The organism is Pseudofrankia inefficax (genome assembly GCF_000166135.1).
GTDB classification, from domain to species: domain Bacteria; phylum Actinomycetota; class Actinomycetes; order Frankiales; family Frankiaceae; genus Pseudofrankia; species Pseudofrankia inefficax.
This window is the reverse complement of sequence record NC_014666.1, coordinates 1796670-1819245: the sequence shown is the minus strand read 5'-3', so window position 1 is coordinate 1819245 and position 22576 is coordinate 1796670. Positions and strand designations below refer to the sequence as shown.

Annotated in this window: 26 protein-coding genes and 1 pseudogene; 10 read left to right on the top strand and 17 right to left on the bottom strand. The window is 69.2% G+C overall.

Annotated elements, in window-relative coordinates; genetic code table 11:
* Positions 1-44 precede the first annotated feature (44 nt).
* The 3 genes from FRAEUI1C_RS40815 to FRAEUI1C_RS07310 all read right to left on the bottom strand — a co-directional run bounded on the left by FRAEUI1C_RS40815 (position 45) and on the right by FRAEUI1C_RS07310 (position 2561).
* Entirely contained in the window at positions 45-698 is a 654-nt protein-coding gene (locus FRAEUI1C_RS40815; RefSeq protein WP_232425334.1) for a VOC family protein, read from the bottom strand.
* Between the two features lie 327 nt (positions 699-1025).
* Positions 1026-1691: a TetR/AcrR family transcriptional regulator C-terminal domain-containing protein gene (locus FRAEUI1C_RS07315; protein WP_232425333.1), complete on the bottom strand. Its 666-nt coding sequence runs from the start codon at positions 1689-1691 to the stop codon at positions 1026-1028.
* Positions 1692-1964: 273 nt separating this feature from the next.
* Complete coding sequence (locus tag FRAEUI1C_RS07310) at positions 1965-2561, bottom strand: TetR/AcrR family transcriptional regulator (protein WP_013422650.1); 597 nt, start codon at positions 2559-2561, stop codon at positions 1965-1967.
* A gap of 128 nt (positions 2562-2689) precedes the next feature.
* Between FRAEUI1C_RS07310 and FRAEUI1C_RS07305 the strand changes: the two genes are divergently transcribed.
* Positions 2690-3883, top strand: a complete 1194-nt coding sequence (locus FRAEUI1C_RS07305; RefSeq protein WP_013422649.1) for a cytochrome P450 — start codon at positions 2690-2692, stop codon at positions 3881-3883.
* Between the two features lie 30 nt (positions 3884-3913).
* A complete protein-coding gene (locus FRAEUI1C_RS07300) occupies positions 3914-4363 on the top strand; it encodes an ABC transporter substrate-binding protein (protein ID WP_269724412.1) in 450 nt (149 codons plus the stop codon).
* Between the two features lie 228 nt (positions 4364-4591).
* On the opposite strand, the gene FRAEUI1C_RS07295 is transcribed toward FRAEUI1C_RS07300, so the two are convergent.
* From FRAEUI1C_RS07295 to FRAEUI1C_RS07285, 3 genes are all read right to left on the bottom strand, one after another.
* Entirely contained in the window at positions 4592-5383 is a 792-nt protein-coding gene (locus FRAEUI1C_RS07295) for an SDR family NAD(P)-dependent oxidoreductase (RefSeq protein ID WP_013422648.1), read from the bottom strand.
* Between the two features lie 204 nt (positions 5384-5587).
* Positions 5588-5782, bottom strand: a complete 195-nt coding sequence (locus FRAEUI1C_RS07290) for a ferredoxin (protein WP_013422647.1) — start codon at positions 5780-5782, stop codon at positions 5588-5590.
* A 188-nt stretch (positions 5783-5970) separates the two neighbouring features.
* Positions 5971-6720: an SDR family NAD(P)-dependent oxidoreductase gene (locus FRAEUI1C_RS07285; RefSeq protein WP_013422646.1), complete on the bottom strand. Its 750-nt coding sequence runs from the start codon at positions 6718-6720 to the stop codon at positions 5971-5973.
* A gap of 50 nt (positions 6721-6770) precedes the next feature.
* Here FRAEUI1C_RS07285 and FRAEUI1C_RS07280 point away from each other — a divergent pair, with 50 nt between their 5' ends.
* Together FRAEUI1C_RS07280 and FRAEUI1C_RS07275 are read left to right on the top strand one after the other, a co-directional pair.
* Positions 6771-7373, top strand: a complete 603-nt coding sequence (locus FRAEUI1C_RS07280; RefSeq protein WP_013422645.1) for a TetR/AcrR family transcriptional regulator — start codon at positions 6771-6773, stop codon at positions 7371-7373.
* 10 nt (positions 7374-7383) lie between these two features.
* The gene (locus tag FRAEUI1C_RS07275; RefSeq protein ID WP_013422644.1) at positions 7384-8583 is read left to right on the top strand and encodes a cytochrome P450; all 1200 of its coding nucleotides are present in this window, start codon (positions 7384-7386) and stop codon (positions 8581-8583) included.
* Positions 8584-8884: 301 nt separating this feature from the next.
* Here FRAEUI1C_RS07275 and FRAEUI1C_RS07270 read toward each other — a convergent pair whose 3' ends face one another.
* Genes FRAEUI1C_RS07270 through FRAEUI1C_RS07250 form a run of 5 tightly spaced genes read right to left on the bottom strand, consistent with a single transcriptional unit; the run spans position 8885 to position 13440 of the window.
* On the bottom strand, positions 8885-9571 hold the full coding sequence (locus tag FRAEUI1C_RS07270; RefSeq protein WP_013422643.1) for a TetR/AcrR family transcriptional regulator: 687 nt from the start codon (positions 9569-9571) through the stop codon (positions 8885-8887).
* A complete protein-coding gene (locus FRAEUI1C_RS07265; RefSeq protein WP_013422642.1) occupies positions 9568-10332 on the bottom strand; it encodes a carboxymuconolactone decarboxylase family protein in 765 nt (254 codons plus the stop codon). Before FRAEUI1C_RS07265 ends, FRAEUI1C_RS07270 begins: the two co-directional genes overlap by 4 nt.
* On the bottom strand, positions 10329-11180 hold the full coding sequence (locus FRAEUI1C_RS07260; RefSeq protein WP_013422641.1) for an NAD(P)-dependent oxidoreductase: 852 nt from the start codon (positions 11178-11180) through the stop codon (positions 10329-10331). The genes FRAEUI1C_RS07265 and FRAEUI1C_RS07260 overlap by 4 nt, the downstream gene beginning before the upstream one ends.
* Positions 11177-11983 carry an SDR family oxidoreductase gene (locus FRAEUI1C_RS07255; RefSeq protein ID WP_013422640.1) on the bottom strand — a complete coding sequence of 269 codons (807 nt, stop codon included), beginning with the start codon at positions 11981-11983 and terminating at the stop codon, positions 11177-11179. The genes FRAEUI1C_RS07260 and FRAEUI1C_RS07255 overlap by 4 nt, the downstream gene beginning before the upstream one ends.
* Positions 11980-13440, bottom strand: a complete 1461-nt coding sequence (locus FRAEUI1C_RS07250) for an aldehyde dehydrogenase family protein (RefSeq protein ID WP_013422639.1) — start codon at positions 13438-13440, stop codon at positions 11980-11982. The genes FRAEUI1C_RS07255 and FRAEUI1C_RS07250 overlap by 4 nt, the downstream gene beginning before the upstream one ends.
* 84 nt (positions 13441-13524) lie before the next feature.
* Between FRAEUI1C_RS07250 and FRAEUI1C_RS07245 the strand changes: the two genes are divergently transcribed.
* Both FRAEUI1C_RS07245 and FRAEUI1C_RS07240 read left to right on the top strand, forming a co-directional pair.
* Positions 13525-14298 (top strand): SDR family oxidoreductase, encoded by a 774-nt coding sequence (locus tag FRAEUI1C_RS07245; RefSeq protein WP_013422638.1) that lies wholly within the window; start codon positions 13525-13527, stop codon positions 14296-14298.
* A 35-nt stretch (positions 14299-14333) separates the two neighbouring features.
* Positions 14334-14843 carry a pyridoxamine 5'-phosphate oxidase family protein gene (locus tag FRAEUI1C_RS07240; RefSeq protein ID WP_013422637.1) on the top strand — a complete coding sequence of 170 codons (510 nt, stop codon included), beginning with the start codon at positions 14334-14336 and terminating at the stop codon, positions 14841-14843.
* A 651-nt stretch (positions 14844-15494) separates the two neighbouring features.
* Here FRAEUI1C_RS07240 and FRAEUI1C_RS40805 read toward each other — a convergent pair.
* The 4 genes and pseudogenes from FRAEUI1C_RS40805 to FRAEUI1C_RS07225 form a co-directional block, all read right to left on the bottom strand.
* Positions 15495-15917, bottom strand: a pseudogene (locus tag FRAEUI1C_RS40805) (hypothetical protein); the annotation flags it as partial.
* A gap of 16 nt (positions 15918-15933) precedes the next feature.
* Positions 15934-16071, bottom strand: coding sequence for a hypothetical protein (locus FRAEUI1C_RS39370; RefSeq protein WP_013422635.1), 138 nt, complete (start codon positions 16069-16071; stop codon positions 15934-15936).
* 149 nt (positions 16072-16220) lie between these two features.
* Entirely contained in the window at positions 16221-17489 is a 1269-nt protein-coding gene (locus FRAEUI1C_RS07230; RefSeq protein ID WP_013422634.1) for an ATP-binding protein, read from the bottom strand.
* Between the two features lie 586 nt (positions 17490-18075).
* Positions 18076-18564: a hypothetical protein gene (locus FRAEUI1C_RS07225; protein ID WP_041258995.1), complete on the bottom strand. Its 489-nt coding sequence runs from the start codon at positions 18562-18564 to the stop codon at positions 18076-18078.
* Between the two features lie 183 nt (positions 18565-18747).
* On the opposite strand from FRAEUI1C_RS07225, the gene FRAEUI1C_RS07220 reads away from it, so the two are divergent.
* The 4 genes from FRAEUI1C_RS07220 to FRAEUI1C_RS07200 all read left to right on the top strand — a co-directional run bounded on the left by FRAEUI1C_RS07220 (position 18748) and on the right by FRAEUI1C_RS07200 (position 21207).
* Positions 18748-19530, top strand: a complete 783-nt coding sequence (locus FRAEUI1C_RS07220) for a MerR family transcriptional regulator (RefSeq protein WP_013422632.1) — start codon at positions 18748-18750, stop codon at positions 19528-19530.
* A complete protein-coding gene (locus FRAEUI1C_RS07215) occupies positions 19527-19808 on the top strand; it encodes a hypothetical protein (RefSeq protein WP_198318722.1) in 282 nt (93 codons plus the stop codon). Before FRAEUI1C_RS07220 ends, FRAEUI1C_RS07215 begins: the two co-directional genes overlap by 4 nt.
* A gap of 74 nt (positions 19809-19882) precedes the next feature.
* On the top strand, positions 19883-20371 hold the full coding sequence (locus FRAEUI1C_RS07210; protein ID WP_013422631.1) for a hypothetical protein: 489 nt from the start codon (positions 19883-19885) through the stop codon (positions 20369-20371).
* A gap of 314 nt (positions 20372-20685) precedes the next feature.
* A complete protein-coding gene (locus FRAEUI1C_RS07200) occupies positions 20686-21207 on the top strand; it encodes a group II truncated hemoglobin (RefSeq protein WP_232425330.1) in 522 nt (173 codons plus the stop codon).
* Between the two features lie 56 nt (positions 21208-21263).
* Here the strand turns inward: FRAEUI1C_RS07200 and FRAEUI1C_RS07195 are convergent, their stop codons facing one another.
* Together FRAEUI1C_RS07195 and FRAEUI1C_RS07190 are read right to left on the bottom strand one after the other, a co-directional pair.
* On the bottom strand, positions 21264-21857 hold the full coding sequence (locus FRAEUI1C_RS07195; RefSeq protein ID WP_013422629.1) for a cation diffusion facilitator family transporter: 594 nt from the start codon (positions 21855-21857) through the stop codon (positions 21264-21266).
* A gap of 218 nt (positions 21858-22075) precedes the next feature.
* On the bottom strand, positions 22076-22456 hold the full coding sequence (locus tag FRAEUI1C_RS07190) for a hypothetical protein (protein ID WP_013422628.1): 381 nt from the start codon (positions 22454-22456) through the stop codon (positions 22076-22078).
* Positions 22457-22576: the final 120 nt, after the last annotated feature.

Here is a 22576-nt window from a genome sequence, read left to right as displayed (position 1 = left end):
ACCAACAGCGGGCCGCGACCGGGCGGTGCGTCGCGGCATCGCCATCAACCGAGCTGCAAGATTTCGACCTGGTTTCCCCAGGGGTCGAGAAGGTCGATGGATCGCCCCGTCTGGTTGTTCGGGGTCCCGGTGAACTCCCCCTGCACGGTGGCGCCGTTCGAGACCGCCCGTGCTTGTGCCTCGCGCAGGTTCGGGACCTGGATGACGAAGGCTCCCGCCTTCGCGCCGTCGGCGTGCCCAGGCAGCAGGATCAATCCGGGGCCGCCGTTGGGAAACGTCACGACGCCTGCGTTGCTCTGGATTTTGAGAGCGAGTTTCGCGCCGAAGACCGCGCCATAGAACTTCACGCCCGCGTCGAGGCTGCCAACATTAAGTTTGATCATCATGATGGTTCCGGTCGGCCCGGCCGGGTCCTTCGAAGCCGAGGCTGTCGCCGTCGGAACAGTTTCGATAGAGAAGGTGGTCGCAGCGACGGGCGGCGTCGAGTTGCTTTCGAGTCGGGCGCTGGGAGTGGCGGCGGCATGGCCGCCGGTCGATCCGCACCCGACCGCCAACACCAGGGGCACCACAAGCAGGAGCATGCGTCGGCGCATGAAGAGCTCTCTCAATTCTTCCAGACACCAGATCAGCTGGCGCGTCCCTCGGGCGATGAGGCTGTGAACGGCCCGGTCATCCCCGGCCGACTCGGACGTGCTCACTGCCGCCCAGCCGGTACCGAGGCGTTGCGCCGCTCGGGCGGCTCGACCGCGAACCTTCACCCGCACGACGGCAGGTCGCACGCATCGCGGTCATCACCGGCCCGAACGCTGACCGTCAAGCCTGCCCCCTCCTCGGAACAGGCGACTAGCTCCGACCGCGACAGTGAGAGGTAACCAGAATTCTCGACGCATGTCGAGAGAAGATGTGCCGGAGCTGCCCGGCCCCCGGCGTCGTCGACCAAGGGACCAGGATGATCTTTGTTCAGGGCACTCTGCCTGGCCGGCGACGGCGACGCCCGCGGGAGAGGGAGCGACCGGGGCGCTGACTCAGGTCGTCGGCAAGGCGCCGAGCCGCACTCCGCTGCGGGCTGCGATCCCCCGCAGCGCGCAGTCGAGGTCGTACTCGAACTGTGCGTCCGGTGAGGTCTTGGCAGCCGCCGCCGCCACCTCACGCAGCGTCGTGAGCTCGTTGGCCTCCACGGTCTCAAGCTCGGTCAGGAGCGCCCGGTGCATCCCCATCACCGGCGCGTCACCGGATCCGATGCTCGCCAGGACCACCTGGATGAGGAACGCATAGGCGCGGGTGGCATCGTTGATCGAGAAGCCGCAGGCACGAAGGCGGGCGACCATGTCGTCCATGGCACGCAACTGCCCCTGCCCAAGCACGAGTCGCGGTGTGGCGAACCGGATCCACCCTCCGGCCGCCATGAGCCCGGCACGCGTCACGCGGGCGTAGGACTCCATCACCTCGTTCCAGCTGCGCGCCGGTTGCGGAGACCACCGCGCCGATTCACCCTCGTCGATGATCGCGCCGAGGACGAGCTCACCGATGTCGCTGCGGTCGCGGACGTGCCAGTAGATGCTGGTCCGGGCCACACCGAGCTCGGCGGCCAGCGCGGCCGGGTTCGCGGCATCGGGGCCGAGCCGCCGGGCCGCCGCGATCATCTCCTCGCGGCTGAAGGTCGGCACACGCCCACGACCACGACGCTCCACCAGCCGACGGTACCCACCTGCCCCGGCCGGAACTACAGGCCGGCTGCCTCCGAGCGCCGGCGACGGCTGCCTTCGGGCGAACCGGTCGACGCGTGGGCCGCGTCGCATGCCCCTTCGCCGCGACGGGGTAAGAGTCAACCCCGCCAGGGAGGCGGTCACCGGGGCCACGCCCTACCTCGGCACCGTCCGCACGGCTGGCGAGCAGTGTCGATGCCCAAACTCCATCCGATAGTGGAGCGGTCGGTCAAACTTTCCGGACGCCGGATCCTGGCGTCAGCGGCGCCGGGCCCGGTGCTGTTCAAGGCGCCGGATCAGGCGGCCCATCGCGGCACGGGCCTGCTTGTGCGCGGTCTCGTAGCCAGCGACCTCGTCGGCGACGAGGCCGAGGGCCAAGCCCTGCATGGTCGCGGCGATCAGGGCGGGTGGGTAGTCACGCGGGTCGAGGTCGTACTCGGGGGCGATCTTGTCGAGGACCGCCATCTGCAGGCGCCGTACCTCGCGGGCGACCTCACCCATCGTGTCCTTCAGCGCCGGCCGGTGGTTCGCCGCGGCGAGGAACTCGATGAACAGCGCAGCGCCACGGGGATCCGAAGCGAGGTCCCACCAGGCCTGCAGGGGCCGCGGCGAGGCCAGCGCCTCCTCCATACGCGCGACGACGCGCTCGGAGCGCCTGCGCAGCAGGGCGACGAACAGCTCGTCCATCGTCGGAAAGTAGTAGTGCAGCAGCGGTGAGCTCAGGCCGATCCGGTTGGCGACGTTGCGTGAGGTCACGGCGGCGTAGCCCTCCAGGAGCATGATCTCCTCCGCGGCGTTGAGCACGCGGGTGACCTTCTCCTCGGTCGCCGCGCGCCGGCGACGCGGCTCGGCCATCCAGCTCCTCCCTCAGTCCCTCATCCCATCCTGCCGGACGGTCGAGCGTGTTGACAGCATGTGCCATCGAAGTTTGAATGACCGCTCAAAGACGACGTGTAGTGAACCGTGACGCCGGAGGTGTCGGAGTGAGCAACGCGAGCCCGGTCTACTGGGACCCGTTCGACCGCGAGATCGCTCGTGACCCGTACCCGATCTACCGGCGGCTCCGCGCCGAGGCGCCGCTCTGGTACAACGAGCGCCACGACTTCTGGGTCCTCAGCCGCTGGGACGACATCAACAGCGCGCTGGTCGACTGGGCGACCTACTCCTCGTCGAGGGGCCCGATCCTGGAGGTCATCAAGGCGAACATCGAGATCCCACCCGGCACGCTGCTCATGGAGGACCCGCCGATCCACGACATCCACCGCCGCCTGCTCGCGCGCGTGTTCACCCCCCGCAGGGTGCTGTCGCTGGAACCGGCCATCCGCGAGTACTGCGTCCGCTGCTTAGACCGGCTCGACGGTGTCGACGCGTTTGACCTGATGACCGAGTTCGCCAACGAGGTGCCGATGCGGGTCATTGGCATGCTGCTCGGGATTCCCGAGGACGACCAGCTGACAGTCCGGGAGCGCGCCGATGCGAAGCTGCGCACGGAGCCCGGCCAGCAGATGAAGGTGTCCAGGGAGGCGATCATGGACACCGATCTGTTCGCGGACTACATCGACTGGCGGGCCGAGCACCCCTCCGACGACCTGATGACCGAGCTCCTGAACGCCGAGTTCGAGGACGAGACGGGGACCACGCGGACGCTGACCCGCGAGGAGATCCTCACCTACGTCACGGTGCTCGCCGGCGCTGGTAACGAGACGACCGCCCGGCTGATCGGCTGGCTCGTCGCGCTGCTCGCCCGGTATCCGGACCAGCGCACCGAGCTTCTCGCGGACCGTCAGCTGATCCCGAACACGATCGAAGAGACACTGCGTTTCGAGCCGACCGGCCATGCCATCGCCCGTTACGTCGCGCGTGACGTGCAGCTGTACGGCCAGACGGTCCCGGAGGGCAGCGCGATGATGCTGCTCGTCGCCTCGGCGAACCGCGACGAGAAACGCTGGGACGACGGCGAGACCTACGACATCCGCCGCAAGATCGACCAGCACATCACCTTCGGGATCGGTACGCACTACTGCCTCGGCGCGGCACTGGCCCGACTGGAAGGCCGGATCGCGTTGGAGGAGTTCCTCACCAGGTTCCAGGCCTGGGACATCGACTGGGACAACACCGCGCTGTCCTCGACCTCGACCATGCGGGGTTGGGAGACCCTCCCCCTCAGCGTCGGCTGACACCGCCTCGTCTGGGAGGGCGCCGACCTCATCGCCGTCGGCTACGGCGCCTCGCTGTTCAGAACGTTCGGTTCGAGGATGGCGGGGATGTCGGCGATCTCGACGTTCGCTGCCCCGGAATCCCCGGCGATGATCTCCTACAGGCATGCAATGAGCATCTACGCGCCTGAGTTGGCCGACCCGAGCGACGAGGTCGCGACCTCGTCTTATGTTGCCACGGACGAGATGCTCCAGGGTCTACAACTCGCGGGATCATGCCCCACCCGTACCGCGTTCGTCGACAAACTCCGCCACGTGACAGATTTCACCGGCAGCGGGATCACGGCTCCGGTGGATCTAGCGAAGCCCAAGGAGCCAGTGCTCTGTGAGAACTTCGTCAAGGCGGACCCCTCAAGAAACAGCTTCGCGACGGTCCAGCCGCCGGCGGCGCTCGACCACCACGGGTTCTGGTGCGGGCAAGCGCTCTCGAACCACTCATGATGGGGGCCGGCCGCGGCCGGGCCGCGACGCGCTTGCGCGGCTGGCAACCCTTCCCCCTCAGCGGTAACGACGCTGGCGGTCAGACCTTTGACCGCTCCGCGTGAGTGTGCCACCGCTCCGGTCGCTAACGCTGGCCGTCGGGCTCGTCGGCACTGCGGGGTGAGCGTCACCGTGCGCAGTTCGACGGCGGCACGAGCCAGTCGAACTGCGCACGGAAACGTGCGGGGGTCAGTGCTGGCGTGGCGGGCTGGGGGCCATCTCGGCGGAGAGGCGTGCTGCGCCGTCGAGCCGAATGACCTCCCCGTTGAGGTAGGGATTGCGGATGATCGCCTCCGCGAGCTGGGCGTATTCCTCAGGCCTGCCCAGCCGTTTCGGGAACAGGACGTCGCGGACGAGCAGCTCCTGGACCACGGGGTTCGACAGCCGTGGCGTGGCGAAGGCGCCGGGCGCGATCGCGCACACCCGGATGCCAATCGCGGCGAGGTCCCGCGCCATGGGCAGCAGCATCGCGACGATCGCCCCTTTGGCCGCGGCGTAGGGAACCATGGTCGCCTGGGCGTCGAACGCACTGATCGACGCTGTCTGCACGACGACTCCGCGCTGACCGTCCTCGTCCGGCACGTTGGCGCTGAACGCCGACGCCGCGAGCCGGGTGAGGTTGAACGGGCCACACACATGCAGGTCGAGATTCGCGCGCAGTACGTCCGTCGGCATGACCGACCCGTCATCGCCGACGAGCCGGGGACTGGGGATGACGACGCCCGTCGCGCTGACGGCGATGGAGAAGACGCCGAGGGTCTGTGCCGCCGAGATCGCGGCGGCCACGGCCTCGTCGTCGTTGCTGTCGCCGGTCACCGCCTTGACCGTGGGACCCAATTCGGCGACGAGCGCCGCTGCGCGGTGCGCATCGGGATCGAGCACCACGACTCCGACCCCCTGCGTGGCCAGACGCCGTACCGTCGCTCCCCCGAGACCACCCGCGCCACCCGCGACCACTGCGGCCTTGCCGACAAGCTCCATAGGATTCCCTCCCACAAGCGCGATCACCGAGCACGTCGGCATCTCCTGCGGTCGGCGCGTGCGCGCATCGCAGGGTCGCGAGTTGGCCACCATCTCTTCTGGCTGTCACCGAGTCCCGCGACCGCCGGCAGATCGGATACGGCGTGCGGGAATCAGGGGAGACGTCACGACCCGGGCCGACAGCCTCGGCCGCTCTCGGTACGGTCAGCCGTCGATGACGCTGATCGCTCTCTTCGGGCAGGCCGCCGCAGCCGCCTGCACATCTGCGCGCAGGTCCTCCTCTGGACGCTCCTCCAGCACCGTGAGCGTGTCGTCCCCGTCAAGCTCGAATACCGAGGGTGCAAGACCCACACACAGCGCGTTGCTCTCACAAAGCACGGGGTCGACGACCACCCGCATAGAGACCTCCATCGATACGACTCGCGAAAACAGACCGACGCCCTTCGCCGCCCCCGACGATCATCGACATGAAGGTGTCACGATCTGCATGAAGACCAGGACCCTGGGAAGGGCGACCGCATCCCAGGGCGACCCCCAACGATGTTCTGTGGTGCTGCGCGCACACGCCGCGCGACACCTGCCCCGGGTCAGATGTACATGCCGCCGTTGACGCCGATGATCTGGCCGGTGATGTAGGCGGCGTCGTCGGAGACGAGGAACGACACGGCGTTGCCGATGTCGGCGGGGGTGCCGGCCCGGCCGAGCGGCACCATCGCGCTGACGGCTTCGAGGAACTGTTCCGCGCCGCCGGCCTGGCCCGCCTCGTGGTGCGCCATCGGGGTGTCCACGATCGTCGGCGGGATCGTGTTCACGGTGATGCGGTGCTCGGCGAGCTCGCGGGCCAGCGCTTTGGTCAGGCCGATCACTCCGCCCTTGCTGGAGACGTAGTGCGCCATCGCCGGCGCTCCCGACTGGGCGCTGGACGACGAGATGGTGACGATCCGGCCGTAGCTCGCCTCGATCATGTCCGCGACCGCGGCCTGGACCGTGTGGAAGACGCCGGTGAGGTTGACCGCGATCATCCGGTCCCAGGTCGCCTGGTCGAGCTGCACGAACGGGATCATGCTGGAGATGCCGGCGTTCGCGACGACGATGTGGATCGGCCCGAACGTCTCGCGCACCGTCGCGTAGGCGGCCTCGATCGAGGCGCGGTCGGAGACGTCCACGGTGAGCGGCAGGACGCTCCCGCCGGCGGCGGTGAGCTCGGCGGCGAGCTTCTCGACCTTGTCCCCCTGCCAGTCGAGCATCGCGACCCGGTGGCCGTCCTTCGCCAGCCGCGTGGCGATCCCGGAACCGATGCCCTCGGCGGCACCCGTGACGACTGCGACGCGAGCCATGCGTTGCTCCCTACTGGACACGAAGTTTTGACGTGTGTAAAAGTACGTCTGTGGGACAGCCAGGGCAAGAGATTCGTTCGCGGGGTTCCCGCGCTCCCGAGACCCGCGACCGGATCGTCGCCGCGACGCTCCAACTCCTCGCCAAGGAGGGGTACGGCGCCATCACGACGCGCCGTATCGGGGAGGTTGCCGGAGTGAAGTACCAGCTCGTCCACTACTACTTCGCCTCGATGGAGGACCTCTTCATAGAGGCGTTCCGCCGTGGCGCCGAGGAGAACCTTGCCCGCCTCGCCGAGATCGCGAAGGGTGAGGCCTCGCTCCGCAGATTCTGGAAGATCCATGGCGACGCCGGCGCCAGTAAACTCATGGCCGAGTTCGTGGCTCTCGCCCAGCGCCACCCCGCGCTGCGGTTGGAGATCGCCTCCTACGCGCGACGTTTCCGCAACGCGCAGCTCGACTTCGCGCGAGCGGCCCTCGACCGCGAGTCGATCTCACCCGAGGTCATACCACCGATGGTCGTTCTGCTGCTCACCACCGGCCTGGCGCAGCTAGAAGCGAACGATCGCCTGCTCGGTTTCACTGACGGGCACGACGAGACCCGTACCTGGATCGAGAACTGGCTCGCCGCCAACACCACCCCAGTGAAGGAATGAGAGACGACGAATGACCGCCACCGACCTCTACTGGGACCCGTTCCGCCACGACATCTGGGTGGACCCGTACCCCATCTACAAGCGCCTGCGCGCCGAGGCTCCGGTCTACTACAACGACGAGCACGACTTCTATGCCTTCGCGCGGTGGGACGACGTGGACCGCGGTCTGCCGGACATCGAGCACTTCAGCAACGCCCGCGGCAACATCTACGAGTTCATCAAGTCCGGCATCGAGATGCCCCCGGGTAGCGTGATCTTCGAGGACCCGCCCAGCCACGACATCCACCGGCGCCTGGTCTCCCGGCTGTTCTCCCCCGGCGGCATCAGGGCGCTGGAGCCGAAGATCCGCGACTACGTCGCCCGCCAGCTCGACCCGGTGCACGGCGGCGACGGCTTCGACGTCATCGACATCCTCTCGGACAAGGTGCCGATGCGTGTGATCGGCATGCTCGTCGGCATCCCGGAGCAGATGCAGCAGTCGGTCCGCGACCGGACCGTCGCCAACCTCAAGACCGAGGAGGGCGGCAAGATCGACGCGGAGGCGTCGCAGATCGCGACCGACATCTTCGAGAGCTACATCGACTGGCGCATCGCGAACCCCTCCGACGACATCATGACCAAGCTCCTGGGCGTGGAGTTCGAGGACCACGACGGCACCACCCGCAAGCTCACCCGCGAGGAGATCCTGGTCTACTGCGCCGTCATCGCCGGCGCCGGCAACGAGACCACCGGCCAGCTCATGGGCTGGATCGGCAAGATCTTCGGCGAGGAGAACAACCACGCCCAGTACCAGGAGGTCGTCGCCGACCCGTCCCTGTCAGCCAAAGCGGTCGAGGAGATCCTGCGCCTGGAACCGGTCGGTCAGGCGGTGGGACGGTACGTCACCAAGGACGTGGAGTTTCACGGCCAGACCATCCCCGAAGGCAGCACCGCGCTGTTCATCGTCGGCTCCGCCGGCCGTGACGAGTCCAAGTTCGCCAACCCCGACGACCTCGACATCCACCGCGACATCACGGCGCAGCGCACCTTCGGCTACGGCCTGCACTACTGCCTCGGCGCGAACCTCGCCCGCATGGAAGGACGCATCGTCCTCGAAGAACTCGTGAAGCGTTTCCCGAAGGGGTGGGACGTCGACTGGAGCGGCGCCAAGCTCGCGAGTACCTCGACAGTACGGGGCTGGGAGAAGCTTCCGATCGTCCTGCGGAAGTAGATCCGCCTCGCCACGAATGACGGGCAGCTAGCAGACGTCGCCGCTGGCGTTGGCGGACTCGGCAATGCCAGCGCGCGACGGCTCCATGCGTCTCGACGTGATCGGCGCAACGGTGTGATGTCGGCGGCCGGCAGGGGGAATGACCTCCTGCCGTTCTGGCCCCGAATCCCTGGCTGACCTGCGTGCCGTCGATACCTCGCCAGGCGATCGCTCAAATGATGAGGGTCTTGTCGCGACCTGTGCGACGTGACTTTTATAGGCGCGCCGCGGACCGGTGCCAGCGGACAACGTCGAATCGCAATCAGAGTGCCGGCTGCGATATGGCCGGGAGTGTCTGGTCGGTCGTGGCGAGGAATCGCCGGGTCTCTGGCGACACCGGAGCCGCGAGGTGTCCGGTGAAACCGTCGATCAAGGTGCTGACGAACAGGCCGAAGGGGACGACCTGTTCGCCGGCCGCGATTGCCCGCTCGCGGCGGGCCGCGGCGTGCACGCCGAGTTCCTGGACCTCACGGATGCGCATCGTGCGGATAGGTTCCTCGACGTGGGGGACGAGGCGGCGCATGTCGTGGAGAAATGCGTCCTGGGACCGCCGGATCTCTCCCGACTGGACGAGGGCGCCGGTGGCTTCGGCGCTACGTTGGAGCTGTTCGACGAACGACACGTAGAAGTTGTCCGGTGATTCTGCCAGCTCCAGCACGGGTAGCAGGTGTGCCTCGAATCGGGCTCGCAGGTCGTCGGGGTCGATGCGGGCGAGCAGGAGCGCGCGCCGCTGGACCAGCTGCGGCATGCGGTGGGCGAAGATCGCTTCGATCAGCTGTCGTTTCGAGCCGAAGTAGTAGTGCACGGCCGAGTTGTTGCCAGACCCGGCCTGGGTGGCGATCTGCCGCAGGGACACCCCGTCGATGCCGTGCTCGGCGAAGAGCCGCTCGGCGGTCAGCAGGAGTTGCAGTGCCATCGCACCGGCCGGGGTGCCCTGCGGCTGGCTCACGGCTGGCCTGCTCGCCAGCGGCGTGCGGCCTCGTGCAGCGCCTCGCCCTTCGCGATTCCGTAGTAGGCGCTGAAGTGCAGGATGATCTCCTGCATCTCCTCGTAGGTCACGTCGCCTGACTCTAGTGCCGACCCGACATGGGAGAAGATCGGTCCGACCGCGTCCGAGGCTCCGACGCAGGGAATCGTGACGAGCCGCCGTTCACGGCGGCTGAGCCCGTCGCGGCGCCAGACGTGGCCGAAGACGAAGTTGAGGATGCCGGCGTAGAAGTATGGCGAGTCGGGTGGCGGAGCGGGGATGACGTTGACGGTCCTGAACTCCTCCTGCCCGCCGCGGATCCGTTCCTCGCGGTCCGCCGGCCCGAGGTCCTCGACGGTGAGCGTCGGCCAGGCCGGCGCCTCCTGTCCCCGCTCGGCATGGAGGCGGTTCCACTGCTTGCGGACGGTCTGCTCCAGTGCCGAGGCTTTCGGCCAGCCGCAGTAGACAGCGAAGTGCAGGGTGACCTCGTTCATCTGCTCGATCGTGAGGTCGCCGCTGCGCAGCGCCGCGTAGACGTGTTGGTCGATCGGTGTCACTGCGTCGGCGGCGGCGACACAGGCGAGCGTCACGAAGCGTCGGTCGCGGATACCCAGGCCGGGCCTGTTCCAGACCTCTCCGAACAGGTATTGGCGTGACGCCTCGTCGAAGGGTGTCCGTGGCGTCGGCGGGTCGACGGTCATGACGGTGCGGTAGACGTCGTCCGCGGTCGTCGGCGAGGTCATGCGTGGTCCTCTCGTGTGGTGCGGGCGAGGCCCATGGCGGCCAACGCCGTCTCAGCCATGTCGATCAGCGGTGACCCGGCGGGTGCGAGCAGGTCGGCAAGGATCCCGACGTCCTTGGCGAGCAGCCCTCCGGCGCTGCCCGCGAGGGGGGCCAGGTGAAAGCCGTTCCTGGCGACGACGTCGGCAGCGAAGCTGTGGCCGCTGCCGCGGCGTAGCACGGTCGCCATGGCCGCGGGGTCGAGCCCGCGGCGCTGCGCGGCCGAGTGGACCTCAGCGGCGAGCGCGAGCTGAGCGGTGAACAGGGCGTTGTTGAACACCTTCGCTTCTTGGGCGCTGCCCAGGGGCCCAAGGTGCACGATCGGGTCGGCGAAGGCGGCGAGAACCAGCCGGCACCGCTCCAGGATCTCCGCCTCGCCGCCGACCATCACCAGCAGCGCGCGTTCAGCCGCGGCCCTACCGCCGCCGCTGACGGGCGCGTCCAGGACATGCAGGTGCGGATGGTCCTCCTGCAGCCGGCGGCAGGTATCCGGACGGGTGGTGCTGTGCACCACGACGATCCCGCCCGGCGCCATGCCGGCGAGCGCACCAGCCGGTCCGCGGAGCACCTCGTCCACGTCGGCGTCGCCCACCACGCACACGCCGAGCACGTCGCTGGCGGCGCCGAGCGCGACCCGGCTCGCGGCGAAGCGGGCGGGTGTGCCCGCGAAGGCCTGCTGTGCCTCGGGGCGGCGCGCCCACAGCGTGGTCGGGAAGCCAGCGTCGATGATCCTTCGAGCCATCGGGCCGCCCTGCGAGCCGAGCCCGATGTAACCGACCCGCAGGCCGCCTTCCTCGTTCGCCCCGCTCACGGCGTCTGCTCGCTGATCCGGGCCTGGAGGTAGGCCTCCAGGTCGTGGGCCCGAGCTGCCAGCTCGTCATGGATCGCGGGAGCCGTCAGGACAAGGAACCGGCCCTGCGTCACCGCGTCCGCCGCGAGATCACCCACGGTGTCCGCGGGCACCACGGGATGATCAGGAGCGCGCGGCGAGGAGGCAACCTCGCCGTAGACGGTCACCTGCTCAAGAATGTTCGTGATCACCCCGGATGGGCACAGGCAGGTGACCCCGACGCCGCGGGGACCCAGGTAGAGGGCGAGTGCCTCAGATAGTCCGACGACCGCGTGCTTGCTCGCGACGTACGGCAGCCGGTCGAAGCCATAGGCGAGCAGCCCCGACGCTGACGCGGTGTTGACGACATGGCCGTGACCCTGGGCGAGCAGGAGGGGCAGGAACACCCGGTTGCTGCGCGCGATGCTCATCAGGTTGAGGTCGAGCACGCGCTGCCAGGCCTCGTCCGGGAGCGATTCGGGGGCACCCAGGGCGAGGACGCCAACGTTGTTCATGATGAGGTCGACCTGGCCGAACCGGTCGAGTGCGGCGTCACGCCAGGCGGCGAAGTCGGCCTCGCGGGTGACGTCGACCCGGGTGGCGAACGCCTCGCCGCCGGCGGCGGTGATCTCGGCGGCGACGGCGAGCGCCCGGTCGAGATCGAGGTCGCTCACGGCGACCCGGGCGCCGCGGCGGGCAAAGGCGAGCGCGGCGGCCCGGCCGATCCCGCTGCCGCCGCCGGTCACGGCGGTGACAGCGCCGGTGAGCGTCAGGGGCCGGGTCATGCGATCGCCACGGCCTTCGTGCGGACGAACTCCAGCAGGCCCTCCAGGCCGCCCTCACGGCCGTAGCCGGAGATGCCCACCCCTCCGAAGGGCAGTTCATAGCCGACGACCGGCGGAGCTCCGTTGACATAGACCCCGCCGGCGCGCAGCTGGGACGTCAGCCGGTTGACCCGGCCGATGTCGCGGGTGTTCACGTAGGCCGCCAAGCCGTAGGACGTGCTGTTCGCGATCGCGACCGCCTCCTCCTCGGAGGAGAACCGCAGCAGCGACAGGACCGGGCCGAACACCTCCACCTGGGCGATCTCGCTGTCCGGCACGACGTCACCGAAGACCGTCGGCTCGACGTAGTAGCCGCCCGCCGGCACGCCGTCGGGCACGCCGCCACCAGCGAGCAGCCTGCCCGCGCCCTGCGACCGCGCCCGGTCGATCATCCCGAGGATCCGGTCGCGGGCCGCGCGCGTGACCACCGGGCTGACGTTGGTCGTCGGGTCGAACGGATCCCCGAACCGCAGCGAGCGCACCCGCGCGATGACCTTCTCTGCGACCTCGTCGTAGACCGACTCGTGCACGAGCAGCCGCGACGGGATCGCGCAGCCCTGGCCCGCCAACGTCTCGAACACCGACGACGTGTTGATCAGAGTGACGCGATCAAGGTCGGCGTCCGGGAAGACGAGGTTGGCTGACTTGCCGCCAAGCTCAAGTACCGCGGGCTTGAGCGACTCCGCGCACGACGCGAGGATCTTCCGCGCGGTCGTGGGGCCGCCCGTGAAGCTGACTTTCTGTACGAGCGGATGGCGCACGAGCGCCTCACCCGCGTCCGGGCCGCCGAGGACCAGGTTGACCACGCCGTCCGGGATCCCCGCCTCACGCACGAGGCGCATCAGGTGCTCGGTCGCGTAGGGCGTCAGCTCGGACGGCTTGACGACGACGGTGTTGCCCGCCGCGAGCGCCGGGATGACCTTCATCCCGACCGAGATCAGCGGACCGTTCCAGGTGAGGATGATCCCAACGACACCGTAAGGCTCGGGGATCGTGTAGGCGAGTTCCCGGCGCTGTGCCGGCGCCGTGGTGACCCGGCCCTCGATCTTGTCCGCCCAGCCGGCGTAGTACTCCGTGTAGCCAGCCATCGCGCTCGCCAGGTGCAGACCGATGCGATGCGTCATCCCGTTGTCCAGCACCGACAACCGGCCCAACTCCGCGACGTCCGCCTTGATCAGCTCCGCGAGCCGGACGAGTACGCCGCGGCGCTCCGCCGGCGTCCACGAGCGCCAGGCCGGAAACGCAGCGTGTGCCGCCTCGACGGCCTCCGCGACGTCGGCCGGCCCGGCGAGCGGGACCAGGCCCTGGACCTCTCCCGTCGCGGGGTACACGTGTTCGGCCATGCCGCCGGTGCCCTCCGCCCGTGCCTGGCCGCCGATGTGCAGGTGTACGGCGGGGACCGTGCGCTCGATGCCCATAACAGACCCTCCTCCCAGCTAAAGCAGTCGCTTTAAGACCGAAGGTACTTGACTCGGGAAGTATGCGCATGACTTAGTGGCCGCATGACACCCACGGAGCTGTTCGACCTCACGGGCAAGGTCGCGGTCCTCACCGGCGGAGCGGGAGGCATCGGCGTGGTCTACGCGCAGGCCCTCTGTCAGGCCGGCGCCCGCGTCGTCGTCGCCGACCTGGACGGCGACGCGGCCGAGCGCACGGCCGAGAAGCTGACCAGCCAGGGACTGGCAGCCACGGCGGCTCAGGTCGACGTCTCGTCCGCCGAGTCGACCGCGGCGATGGCCGCCGCCGCTGTCACCGCGTTCGGCGGGATCGACATCCTGATCAACAACGCGGCGATCATGACGAACCTGCCGCCCTACGGACTCTCGAACATGCCCGTCGCCGACTACGACCGTGTCATGAACGTCAACCTGCGCGGGCCGCTGCTCTGCACCCAGGCCGTAGTCGCGTCGATGACCGAACGCGGCGGCGGCCGGATCGTGAACGGACTGTCCGCCGGAGCCTTCATGACCGGCGGTATCTACGGCCTCAGCAAGTTCGCGCTCCACGGCCTGACGATCAACCTCGCCGCCGAGCTCGGCCCCCGCGGCATCAACGTCAACGCGATCGCGCCCGGCCTCGTCGCCAACGACAGCGGCTACGTCTCCCTGCCCCAGGACTCGCCGTTCCGCGCCGCGATCGAGGCACGCATCCCGGGCAAGAAGTCCGGCCCGCCCGAGGACCTGGTCGGCCCGCTGCTCCTGCTGTGCTCCCAAGCCGGCGACTGGATCACCGGCCAGACGATCCTCGTCGACGGCGGATGGATCACCCGCCTCTAGTTCCGCCCAGACGCGCCGACGAAAGGAAGACCTCGATGAGTGCCGAGCCGGCCAGCAGCGACCACGGATACGCCACACCGCTGCGCGAGCAGCGACGTGGTCGGCGGATAGCGATGACGCCGCAAGAGCGCGACGGATTCCTCGCCGAGGAGCGGACCTGCAGGGTCTCGACGGTGGGCGCAGACGGCGCCCCGCACATCTCCGCCCTGTGGTTCGTCTGGGACGGCACCGCGCTGTGGCTCAACAGCATCGTCAAGAGCCAGCGCTGGACCGACCTGACCCGTGACCCACGGGCGTCGGTCATCGTCGACGCCGGCCACGGCTTCGGCGACCTGCGCGGCGTCGAGCTGATCGGCCAGGCCGAGATCGTCGGCGAGGTACCGCGGACAGGCGCGCCCGAGGCTGCGGCGCTGCTCACCGAGCCTGAGCGCCTGTTCGGCGAGAAGTACAGCAACGGCACCTTCCACTACGACGGCCGCCACGCCTGGCTGAAGCTCACCCCGATCAAGATCGTGAGCTGGGACTTCCGCAAGACCGGCCTCTAGCCCGGTGCTCCGACCAGCATCGAGGACCGGCTGGACCGCGCGCCGACCGAGGCCCAGCACACGTCTCCGGAAAAGCCGCCGAAGGAGGCGACCGATATGACGGGCACGCTCGGCGTGCAGCTCTACAGCGTCCGCGACTCCCTCGCCGCGGACCGTCCCAGCGCCCTCAGGCGGCTGGCTGACCTCGGCTACCGGTACGTCGAACCGTTCGTCCTCAGCCTCTGGAACACCCCTGCTGAGCAGAGCCGCACCGACGCCACAGCACTGCGCGCCGACCTCGACGCGGCGGGCCTCGCGGTCAGCTCCCTGCACGGCGCGATTGCCGCCGACAGCCAGGCCACTCTCGTCGAGACGTGCCACATCCTCGGCACAGACACCGTCTTCGTGCCGATCCCGTTCCTCGTCGAAGGATTCGACGGCACCGTCTTCGAGGACCGCCAGACCCTGACCGCCTTCGCACTGCGCCTCAACTCGGCCGCAGGCGAACTGGCCGAACACGGCATTCGCCTCGGCTACCACAACCACACCTTCGAATGGGCCCAGCTACCCGACGGCACACCCGCCTTCGACGTCTTCTGGGACCTACTCGACCCAGCCATCCTGGCGGAGTCCTTCCACCTCCACTCGGTCACACACTGCTTCGTGGCGCACTCCCACCTCGGCCCGGCCGATAAGAAGCAACGGTCCGACGGCGTCGAACGCTGCTTTGCCGTAGCGGCCGGCGATCAGGGGTTCCGCGATGTTCAGGGCCAGCGTTACCATGCTCGCGAAGATGAGCAGCCGCCGTGCCGAGCGCAACACCTCCACCGAACCGCCGTTCACAGCGAGTTGCCGGCTGCCGAGCAAAAGGCCCACGACCGACAGATCAACCGCGGGCGCGACGAGCGGCGCTACCCACATCGGAACACCGAGACGCAGCTCCAGCGCGAGCACATTCCCGAACCCGAAGAGGAAAGTTAGAGCGACGACCACGCCGACGATCACGGTCACGAGACGGGTCGAACCGTCCGGACGCGCCAGGCGTACGGAACGCTTGTTCGATTCGGTAGATGATGTAGAGGTCGGCGCGGTCACTGGGCATCGCCCCTGGTCAGGGCCCGGGTAGCGACCGGACGGACAAGGGGAAGGTCGTGTTCCCCGCCTGGAGCCAGACTCTGCCGCCGACGAAGAGCGGCGAGATCCGGTCGAGGGTGAGGGAGTCACGGTCGACCATCATGCGAAGCGTCACCGATCGACCCTTTCACGCCCTAACCCGATCATGCATCCGTGCCTGCCGGGACGGCCGAAGTAACGGTCAGGGACTGCTGGCGCCGCGCTGTCCAGCCCCAACGAGCGGCCCGGATTCAGGACCTCTGCCGCAGGCAGGTGCTGCGGCGGTCACGGGCCGATCAGCGCTAGCGGGACGGCGGCAATGTCGTCGCGCCGTCGGTATGCGCGTTCGCCTGCGTAGATGATGACGGCGTCGATCAGGTCGTTCCCGATCCGGTCGCGGAGCCATCGGAGATGCTTGACGTCGTCGTCCTCGACGCGGTCGGCGAGTTTGACCTCGATACCGAGCACTCGGCCGTCCGCACGCTGGACGATCAGGTCCACCTCATGGTCGTTGTTGCGGGTGCGTAGGTGGCCGACTCGGGCTTCGGCTGCCTCGGCGTAGGTGTGCATGCTCAGCGCCGCGAGGTGTTCGAAGAGGGCGCCGAGGATCGTCCCTTCCGACAGGCTCGCGCTGCCCTGCTCAGCGCGCAGGAGCGCGGGGCCATCGAGCCCGAGTAGGCGGGCGGCCAGCGCGGGGTCTGCCAGGTGGTGTTTCGGCGATTGCGCGAGCCGGTCGAAGTGGTTGCGACCAGGGATCCACGGTGCTGTCGGGTCCAGCAGCCACAGAGACGACAACGCGTCGCGGTAAGCGAGCGTGGTCTCCTTGGCCGGCTTGTTCGCCAGCCCGGCGGTGGCTGTGTCCAGAATCCTCGAATAGGCCGTCGTCGTTGAGGTCGCTGCGGCGTAGGCGGCAAGCCAGGCTCGCAGGACGGCCGGCCGGCGAACCGGGTAGCCCTGCTCGGGAAACTCCCGGTGCACCACATTCTCCAGGTAGGCATCCAGTTCCGCGCGGCGGACGCGTGGTGGCAGGCCGCGGATGGCGGGGAAGCCCGATGCGGTGATCTCTTCGACGTAGTCCGTCAGCCGAAGCTTTGTGGTTCCGCCAATGTCGCGGGTCCCATCGAGGAGCGCGGACAGGCTCACCGTCGGCGTCTCGAGGCCGCGCTCCGCCACGCTCAGCGGACGCATCCGCATTGGCACGATCCGCCCGGCACCTGAGTGGATCACGGCGCCCCGGGGAGCGGAACTGCCGGCGATGATGAAATGGCCAGCCGGCGAGCCGGCGTCGACCGAGCGCCGCACGTGGTCCCAGACCTCGGGCAGTCTCTGCCACTCGTCCACCAGGACCGGGCCGGGCAGGCTGGTCAGTACCGACGGGTCCGCAGAGACGATCTCGCGCTGGCCGGCCAGGCTGAGGTCGACGACCGATACGGCACGCTGCATCGCGGTCGCGGTCTTACCGACGCCCTTCGGGCCATGGATCGACAGGGCGCGCAGATGCGGCTGGAGTTCGTCCAGCATGTCGTCAATGATCCGGCGCCGATAGTCGACCACCTCGTCAGTCTACCAATCGCAGAACCTCTAGTCTTCCAATCGCATGAGCGATGGTCTTCCAAGCGCCGACTCGCGCTGACGGAGGCACGCAGTCAGCCGACGCCCCGACACGGTCCCGGCGGCTGGCGACGACCCGGGGCGGATCGGTGGTCGGCACCCGTCGAGGACATCCGCGCGGCAGCTCCGCCCGACGCAGATCGCTGCTCGCGCGGGACGCGTACTCATGAGAACGCGGCCACCCCAAGCGGCCCATCCGGGTCAGGGCCGCCCCTGGAACGATGGCGAACGCCCCGCTGGACCTGTGATCTCGCCGACAAGCCACAGACCCAGCCGGCTCCCGTACAGCGGAGTATTCGGCGATCCACGGTCGCGCACGACCTGCGTCTTCGCAGCTCAGCACACCGCTAAGCCCGCAAAGTCCTCATAGTCCTCCGGTCGTGGGTTCGAGCCCCACCCGCCCCACGCTCACGCTATGTAGTTTTCACAGGTCGCCGCCCCAGAGTGGATCATGGGCGGCGATCTTTGATCGTTTCTGGCAGCCACGCTGGCAGCCACATGTTCGTGTGAGGCTGCCGGGGGCGGACCGTCAGTCGGCAGTGGACCGAGCCAACACAACTACCCGGTCCGCCTCGACGTCGTAGGCCAGGATCGGATACCGCGGTGGGCCGCAGCCTTCCGCGAGCATCACCACAGGCTTGCGCAGGAGTTGCCCGAGAGCCCGGATCAGATCGCAGAGCTGGTCCAGCGGTTCCTGCCCCTGAAGCTCCCGAAGATCCACATCGGCGTCGATCGTGCCCTCGTCCAGAGACCAGAAGTTGACCCTCATACCCGGCCCGGGCCAGACCGCGAGCGGCGTGCCCCGGTCGCGTCGGGCGAAGAACTGCTGAGCGGTGGGTAGGACGAGGCGGTTCCCGGCCTCGTCCCCGTAGTCGTAGGCCCAGCCCCGTGCGTTGACGAAGTCAAGCACCGCCTGCCAGTCGTCGATGCCCGCCGACTCGATAACGACGTCAGGCAAGACCCCGTTCACGTCGGGGTCAAAGTCGATGTGCACGTCGTCCCACGCGATATCGGACACCCGCTCATTGTGTCCGAGGGTCAGGCCTTGGGGACGCCCACCGACCAGCTTCACCGACTACGCCCACACGGCAGCGAACACCTGAAGCTGACGGTCGAGACGGAATCGGTCAGCGGCCTATGGTGCCGTTGGGTCGACCGCGGCCTTGACCTTCGAGTCGGGTCGAAGGTTTACGGTCCGGTCATGGTTTCCTATCGGATTTCGCAGCTGGCGGATCGTGTCGGTGTGCCGGCGACGACGCTGCGGTTCTATGAGACAGCCGGGCTGTTGCCTGCCGAGCGGACCCCGTCGGGCTACCGCGTCTACGACGACGACGCTGTGGAGAGGCTGGCGTTCATCTCCTCCGGGAAGCTGCTCGGGCTGTCGCTGGAGGAGATCGGCGATCTGCTGGGGGTGTGGGAGCAGGGGGTGTGCGCGGCGGTCCGGGAACGGATGCGCCCGCTGGTCGCCGCCCGGATCGCGGACGCCGACCAGCGCGCGGCCGAGCTGTCGGCGTTCTCCGCGCGGCTGGCCGCGTTCCACACCGAGCTCGGGCAGGAGGCGCCCGTGGGCGGGTGTGGTCCGGACTGCGGTTGCCTGACCACAGCCGGTCCGGCAACCGCCGGCCCGGTGTCACTCACGCTGTCCCCGACCCGACCCGCCGACACCGCCGAGGACGAGACACGGCGTGATGCGCCAGTGGCATGCGCCCTCGGTGGGGACGAGCAGGCCGACCGTGCCGGCCAGTGGCGCGAGCTCCTCGGCACTGCGGTCAGCCGGCAGGAGATCACGGACGGGCTGCGTCTGACGTTCCCGCCCGGCCCGGATCTCGCCGGCCGGGTTGCCGCGCTTGCGGCGGCCGAGCAGGACTGCTGCGCGTTCTTCGCGTTCACCCTCGAACTCGCTGCTGGCGCGCTGGTCCTGACCGTCCGCGCACCCCAGGCCGCTACTGGCTTGCTGGCTGATCTGTTCGGAGTGACGGCGTGAGCGCCTCGCCTGGCAGGTCTGGTCCGTGGTCGCGGATCGGCGCCGGCGTCGCCGTGGTCGCGGCGTGTGCGGTGTGCTGTGCCGGCCCGCTGCTCGCCGTCCTCGGCACGGTCGCCGCCGCCGCGACGGTCGCCGCCCTGTGGGTTCCCGTGCTCGCCGTGATGGCGGTCGCCGCGTTGGTCGGGGTCGTCGTGGTCCGCCGTCGCCGCCATGCGGCCTGCCGGGCCGTTCCCGGCCCGGTCGACCTGGGCCTGCCCACCCCTCGCGCCCATCGATAGTTCGCACCGACAACCCGGCGGTGCGGTGCCGGTGAGCCGCGAGGATGACGCGGACATACCGGGCAGGCGGACGTGTGGAGGCCCGCCCCCATCACGAGGCCGCTTCCGAACAGCCAGCGCATCCCGGCGAAACCGCCGGGACCGAACCGGAAGGCGGGCACAGCGAAACCAGTGAAGCCGACGAAAGGACCGGCACCGCAGACAGCGAAAGCCGCGAGGCTGGTGAAAGCGGGGAACGCGCGGCCGGCGACGCGCACGAGTCCGAGACCGTGTTCGGGATCCCCGCAGAGTCACCCGGCACCGTCGCGGCCTTCGTGGCCGCGTCGCTGCTCCTCGCCGCGGCTGTTTGGCGCCGCCCGTCGACAGGTGTCTGCGCGCTCGTCGCCCTGTTCGCCGCCAGCGCGGCGGTCCTCGACATCGCTGAGATCCACCACCAGGCGCGCGAGGGAACCGTGTCGGTCGCCGTCATCGCGGCCATCGTCGCGGCGCTCCATACCGCGACCACCCTCGCCGCCGCCAGAACGGCCGCGGCGACGAGGAACACATCCCCACGACCCCTCTGATCAGAGGGCCCGGAGCCCGGCTGGTCCGATCGGCGTGTCTCCCCGAGCGGCCTTCGGCGACGGCGGAGGCTGACGACCCCGGGAAACATCGCTCCTCACTGGGCGCTCGGTCTCGCCTGCGGCGCGGGCGGTCTCACGGGCGGCTATCTGGGCGCCCGGCTCCAGGGCAGGCTGCCGAATGCCGCCCTGCGACTGGTCCTCGGCGGCCTCGCGATCGCGCTCGCCGTCCTCTACCTCGTCGAAGCCACCTGACCCAGCGACGACCAGCACCGTGAGACGAACGCGACCGACCAGCTTTCAAGATCACCCCAGCCATGACCCGCAGCGACGGGTCTGGCATGGTGGACCTCTGGGCGCCCCCGCGTACCAGCCCTCGGGAGGTCATCGTGGGTTCCTCGCTCTACTCCGAGGTCGGCGGTCTCGACGGCCTGCGGCGGCTGTCCGCGGCGTTCTACGACCGCGTGCTCGCCGACGAACTCCTCGCTCCCGTGTTCGCCCACTTCACCCCGACCCACCTCGATCACGTGGCCGTCTGGCTGGCCGAGGTCTTCGGCGGGCCCGCCGACTTCTCCGCACACCTCGGCGGCCATCAGGCACTGCTACGCAGCCACCTCGGCCTGGGCATCCGCGACGAACACCGCCAACGCTGGCTCGACCTGATGGCCGACGCGATCAACGAGATACTCCCCGGCCGGCCGGAACTGGCGGCGACGCTCATGGACTACTTCGGCTGGGGCACCGCCATCGCCCAACAGGTCTCCCTGGACCCCGCCGGAACCGACCTCGGCGATCCCGGACCCACCCCACGCTGGGGACACCAGGGCCTCGTGCACTGACTTAGTCGCCGCCTGCCCGAAAGCGCTGTGAGCAGCGCCCACGGGCGGCTCGGGGCTCAGTCGCGGTGGGAGAAGATGTCCTTCGCCTCGCGGGCCGCGTAGTACACCAGGACGTAGCCGGCGGCCGGATCCGCCCACCACAGGCCGAACGTGGCGTTGAGGACCAGACCGGCCAGTACCGCGGTCGCGAGCAGGCCGTCGATCAGCGTGACCCGGCCCTCGGTCGTCAGCACCGGGTTGCCCAGCGCGGCGCCGGTCCGCGATTTTCCCGCGGCGAGGGTGAACATCACGGCCGCGGTCGCCGCGGTCCACGCGATGCCCAGCGGCGAGTGGTGCGGACGGAACCCGACCGCCAGCGCCCAGGTCGACTGCACCAGCAGGTAGCCCGCCAGGAGAGCGAAGCCGGCCCCGATCAGACGCAGCGCGCGGCGCCGACGCTCCTCGCCGCTCCCGGACAGCTCCCACAACACCACCGTGGACGCGCCGATCTCGATGAGCGAGTCCAAGCCGAACCCAGCGAGCGCCACCGAACGCGCGGCGATCGCGGCGACGACGAGCACCGCGATCCCGATGACGTTCCAACCAAGCGTGACGCACTCCAACACGACACCGCGGCGCAGCAGCCGGCCGGACGTCTCCACCGTGGACACCGGCCCACCATCGCAGAGCCCCGGCGGGGTGAGAACGGCGGGCGACGTGTTGTCCGACTCTCCCGACGCAGCCGGATCTCGCCGGGCGCTGTGAACTCGCCGCGCAGCACACGCGCCTTCGCCTTTAGCCCCAGGCGCTACCAGCACCAAGCCCGACGCCTTCTCGGCTGACCGGCAGCTCCGGGTTCCGCGGATAAGTGAGGCACCGGATGCGGTCGTCAGCGGTTCAGGCGCGCGACCAGGGCGCGTTCGTCGGCGGTCAGCTCGGCGGAACCGGCGCGGATGACCGACCACTGGCTCGCCCCGTCCGGTCCGGCGAGCCTGCCAACCGCGAGAGCACCGTCGATCAGCTGCATCACCACCGCTTGCTCGGCCTGCGCACTGACAGCGACGACCCGGACGGCGAGCATCCCGTCAACGTGCTCCCCAACCCGGACGTTGTGCGGCCAGGTGCACGCGCCCTCGTGTTCCCAGTGCCCGCACAGGGCGACCGTTACCGCGCCCCCCAACGCCCGACTGTCGGCGCCCGCCGCGAGCCGCACCCAGGCCTCGTAGACGAAACCCGACCGGTCCGCGGCCGGCCCACGACTATCAGCCATAGCCCTATCCTCGCGCCCGAGTCCGCTGGTCAGTAGTGCTTCAGGGCCAAGGGCTCGCCGGGCAGGCCGCGTCAAGTCGCTCGCGCCGGAAAGGAAAGCGGCTCGGCGGCGGGATGCGCC

What these genes read in the sequence shown, in the direction of transcription:
- FRAEUI1C_RS07310 (WP_013422650.1), bottom strand. Translation starts at nt 2,561, where the DNA reads ATGGCCGAGCCGCGTCGCCGGCGCGCGGCGACCGAGGAGAAGGTCACC.
- FRAEUI1C_RS07295 (WP_013422648.1), bottom strand. Translation starts at nt 5,383, where the DNA reads ATGGAGCTTGTCGGCAAGGCCGCAGTGGTCGCGGGTGGCGCGGGTGGT.
- FRAEUI1C_RS07290 (WP_013422647.1), bottom strand. Translation starts at nt 5,782, where the DNA reads ATGCGGGTGGTCGTCGACCCCGTGCTTTGTGAGAGCAACGCGCTGTGT.
- FRAEUI1C_RS07285 (WP_013422646.1), bottom strand. Translation starts at nt 6,720, where the DNA reads ATGGCTCGCGTCGCAGTCGTCACGGGTGCCGCCGAGGGCATCGGTTCC.
- FRAEUI1C_RS07275 (WP_013422644.1), top strand. Translation starts at nt 7,384, where the DNA reads ATGACCGCCACCGACCTCTACTGGGACCCGTTCCGCCACGACATCTGG.
- FRAEUI1C_RS07265 (WP_013422642.1), bottom strand. Translation starts at nt 10,332, where the DNA reads ATGACCTCGCCGACGACCGCGGACGACGTCTACCGCACCGTCATGACC.
- FRAEUI1C_RS07255 (WP_013422640.1), bottom strand. Translation starts at nt 11,983, where the DNA reads ATGACCCGGCCCCTGACGCTCACCGGCGCTGTCACCGCCGTGACCGGC.
- FRAEUI1C_RS07250 (WP_013422639.1), bottom strand. Translation starts at nt 13,440, where the DNA reads ATGGGCATCGAGCGCACGGTCCCCGCCGTACACCTGCACATCGGCGGC.
- FRAEUI1C_RS07245 (WP_013422638.1), top strand. Translation starts at nt 13,525, where the DNA reads ATGACACCCACGGAGCTGTTCGACCTCACGGGCAAGGTCGCGGTCCTC.
- FRAEUI1C_RS07240 (WP_013422637.1), top strand. Translation starts at nt 14,334, where the DNA reads ATGAGTGCCGAGCCGGCCAGCAGCGACCACGGATACGCCACACCGCTG.
- FRAEUI1C_RS07220 (WP_013422632.1), top strand. Translation starts at nt 18,748, where the DNA reads ATGGTTTCCTATCGGATTTCGCAGCTGGCGGATCGTGTCGGTGTGCCG.
- FRAEUI1C_RS07200 (WP_232425330.1), top strand. Translation starts at nt 20,686, where the DNA reads ATGACCCGCAGCGACGGGTCTGGCATGGTGGACCTCTGGGCGCCCCCG.
- FRAEUI1C_RS07190 (WP_013422628.1), bottom strand. Translation starts at nt 22,456, where the DNA reads ATGGCTGATAGTCGTGGGCCGGCCGCGGACCGGTCGGGTTTCGTCTAC.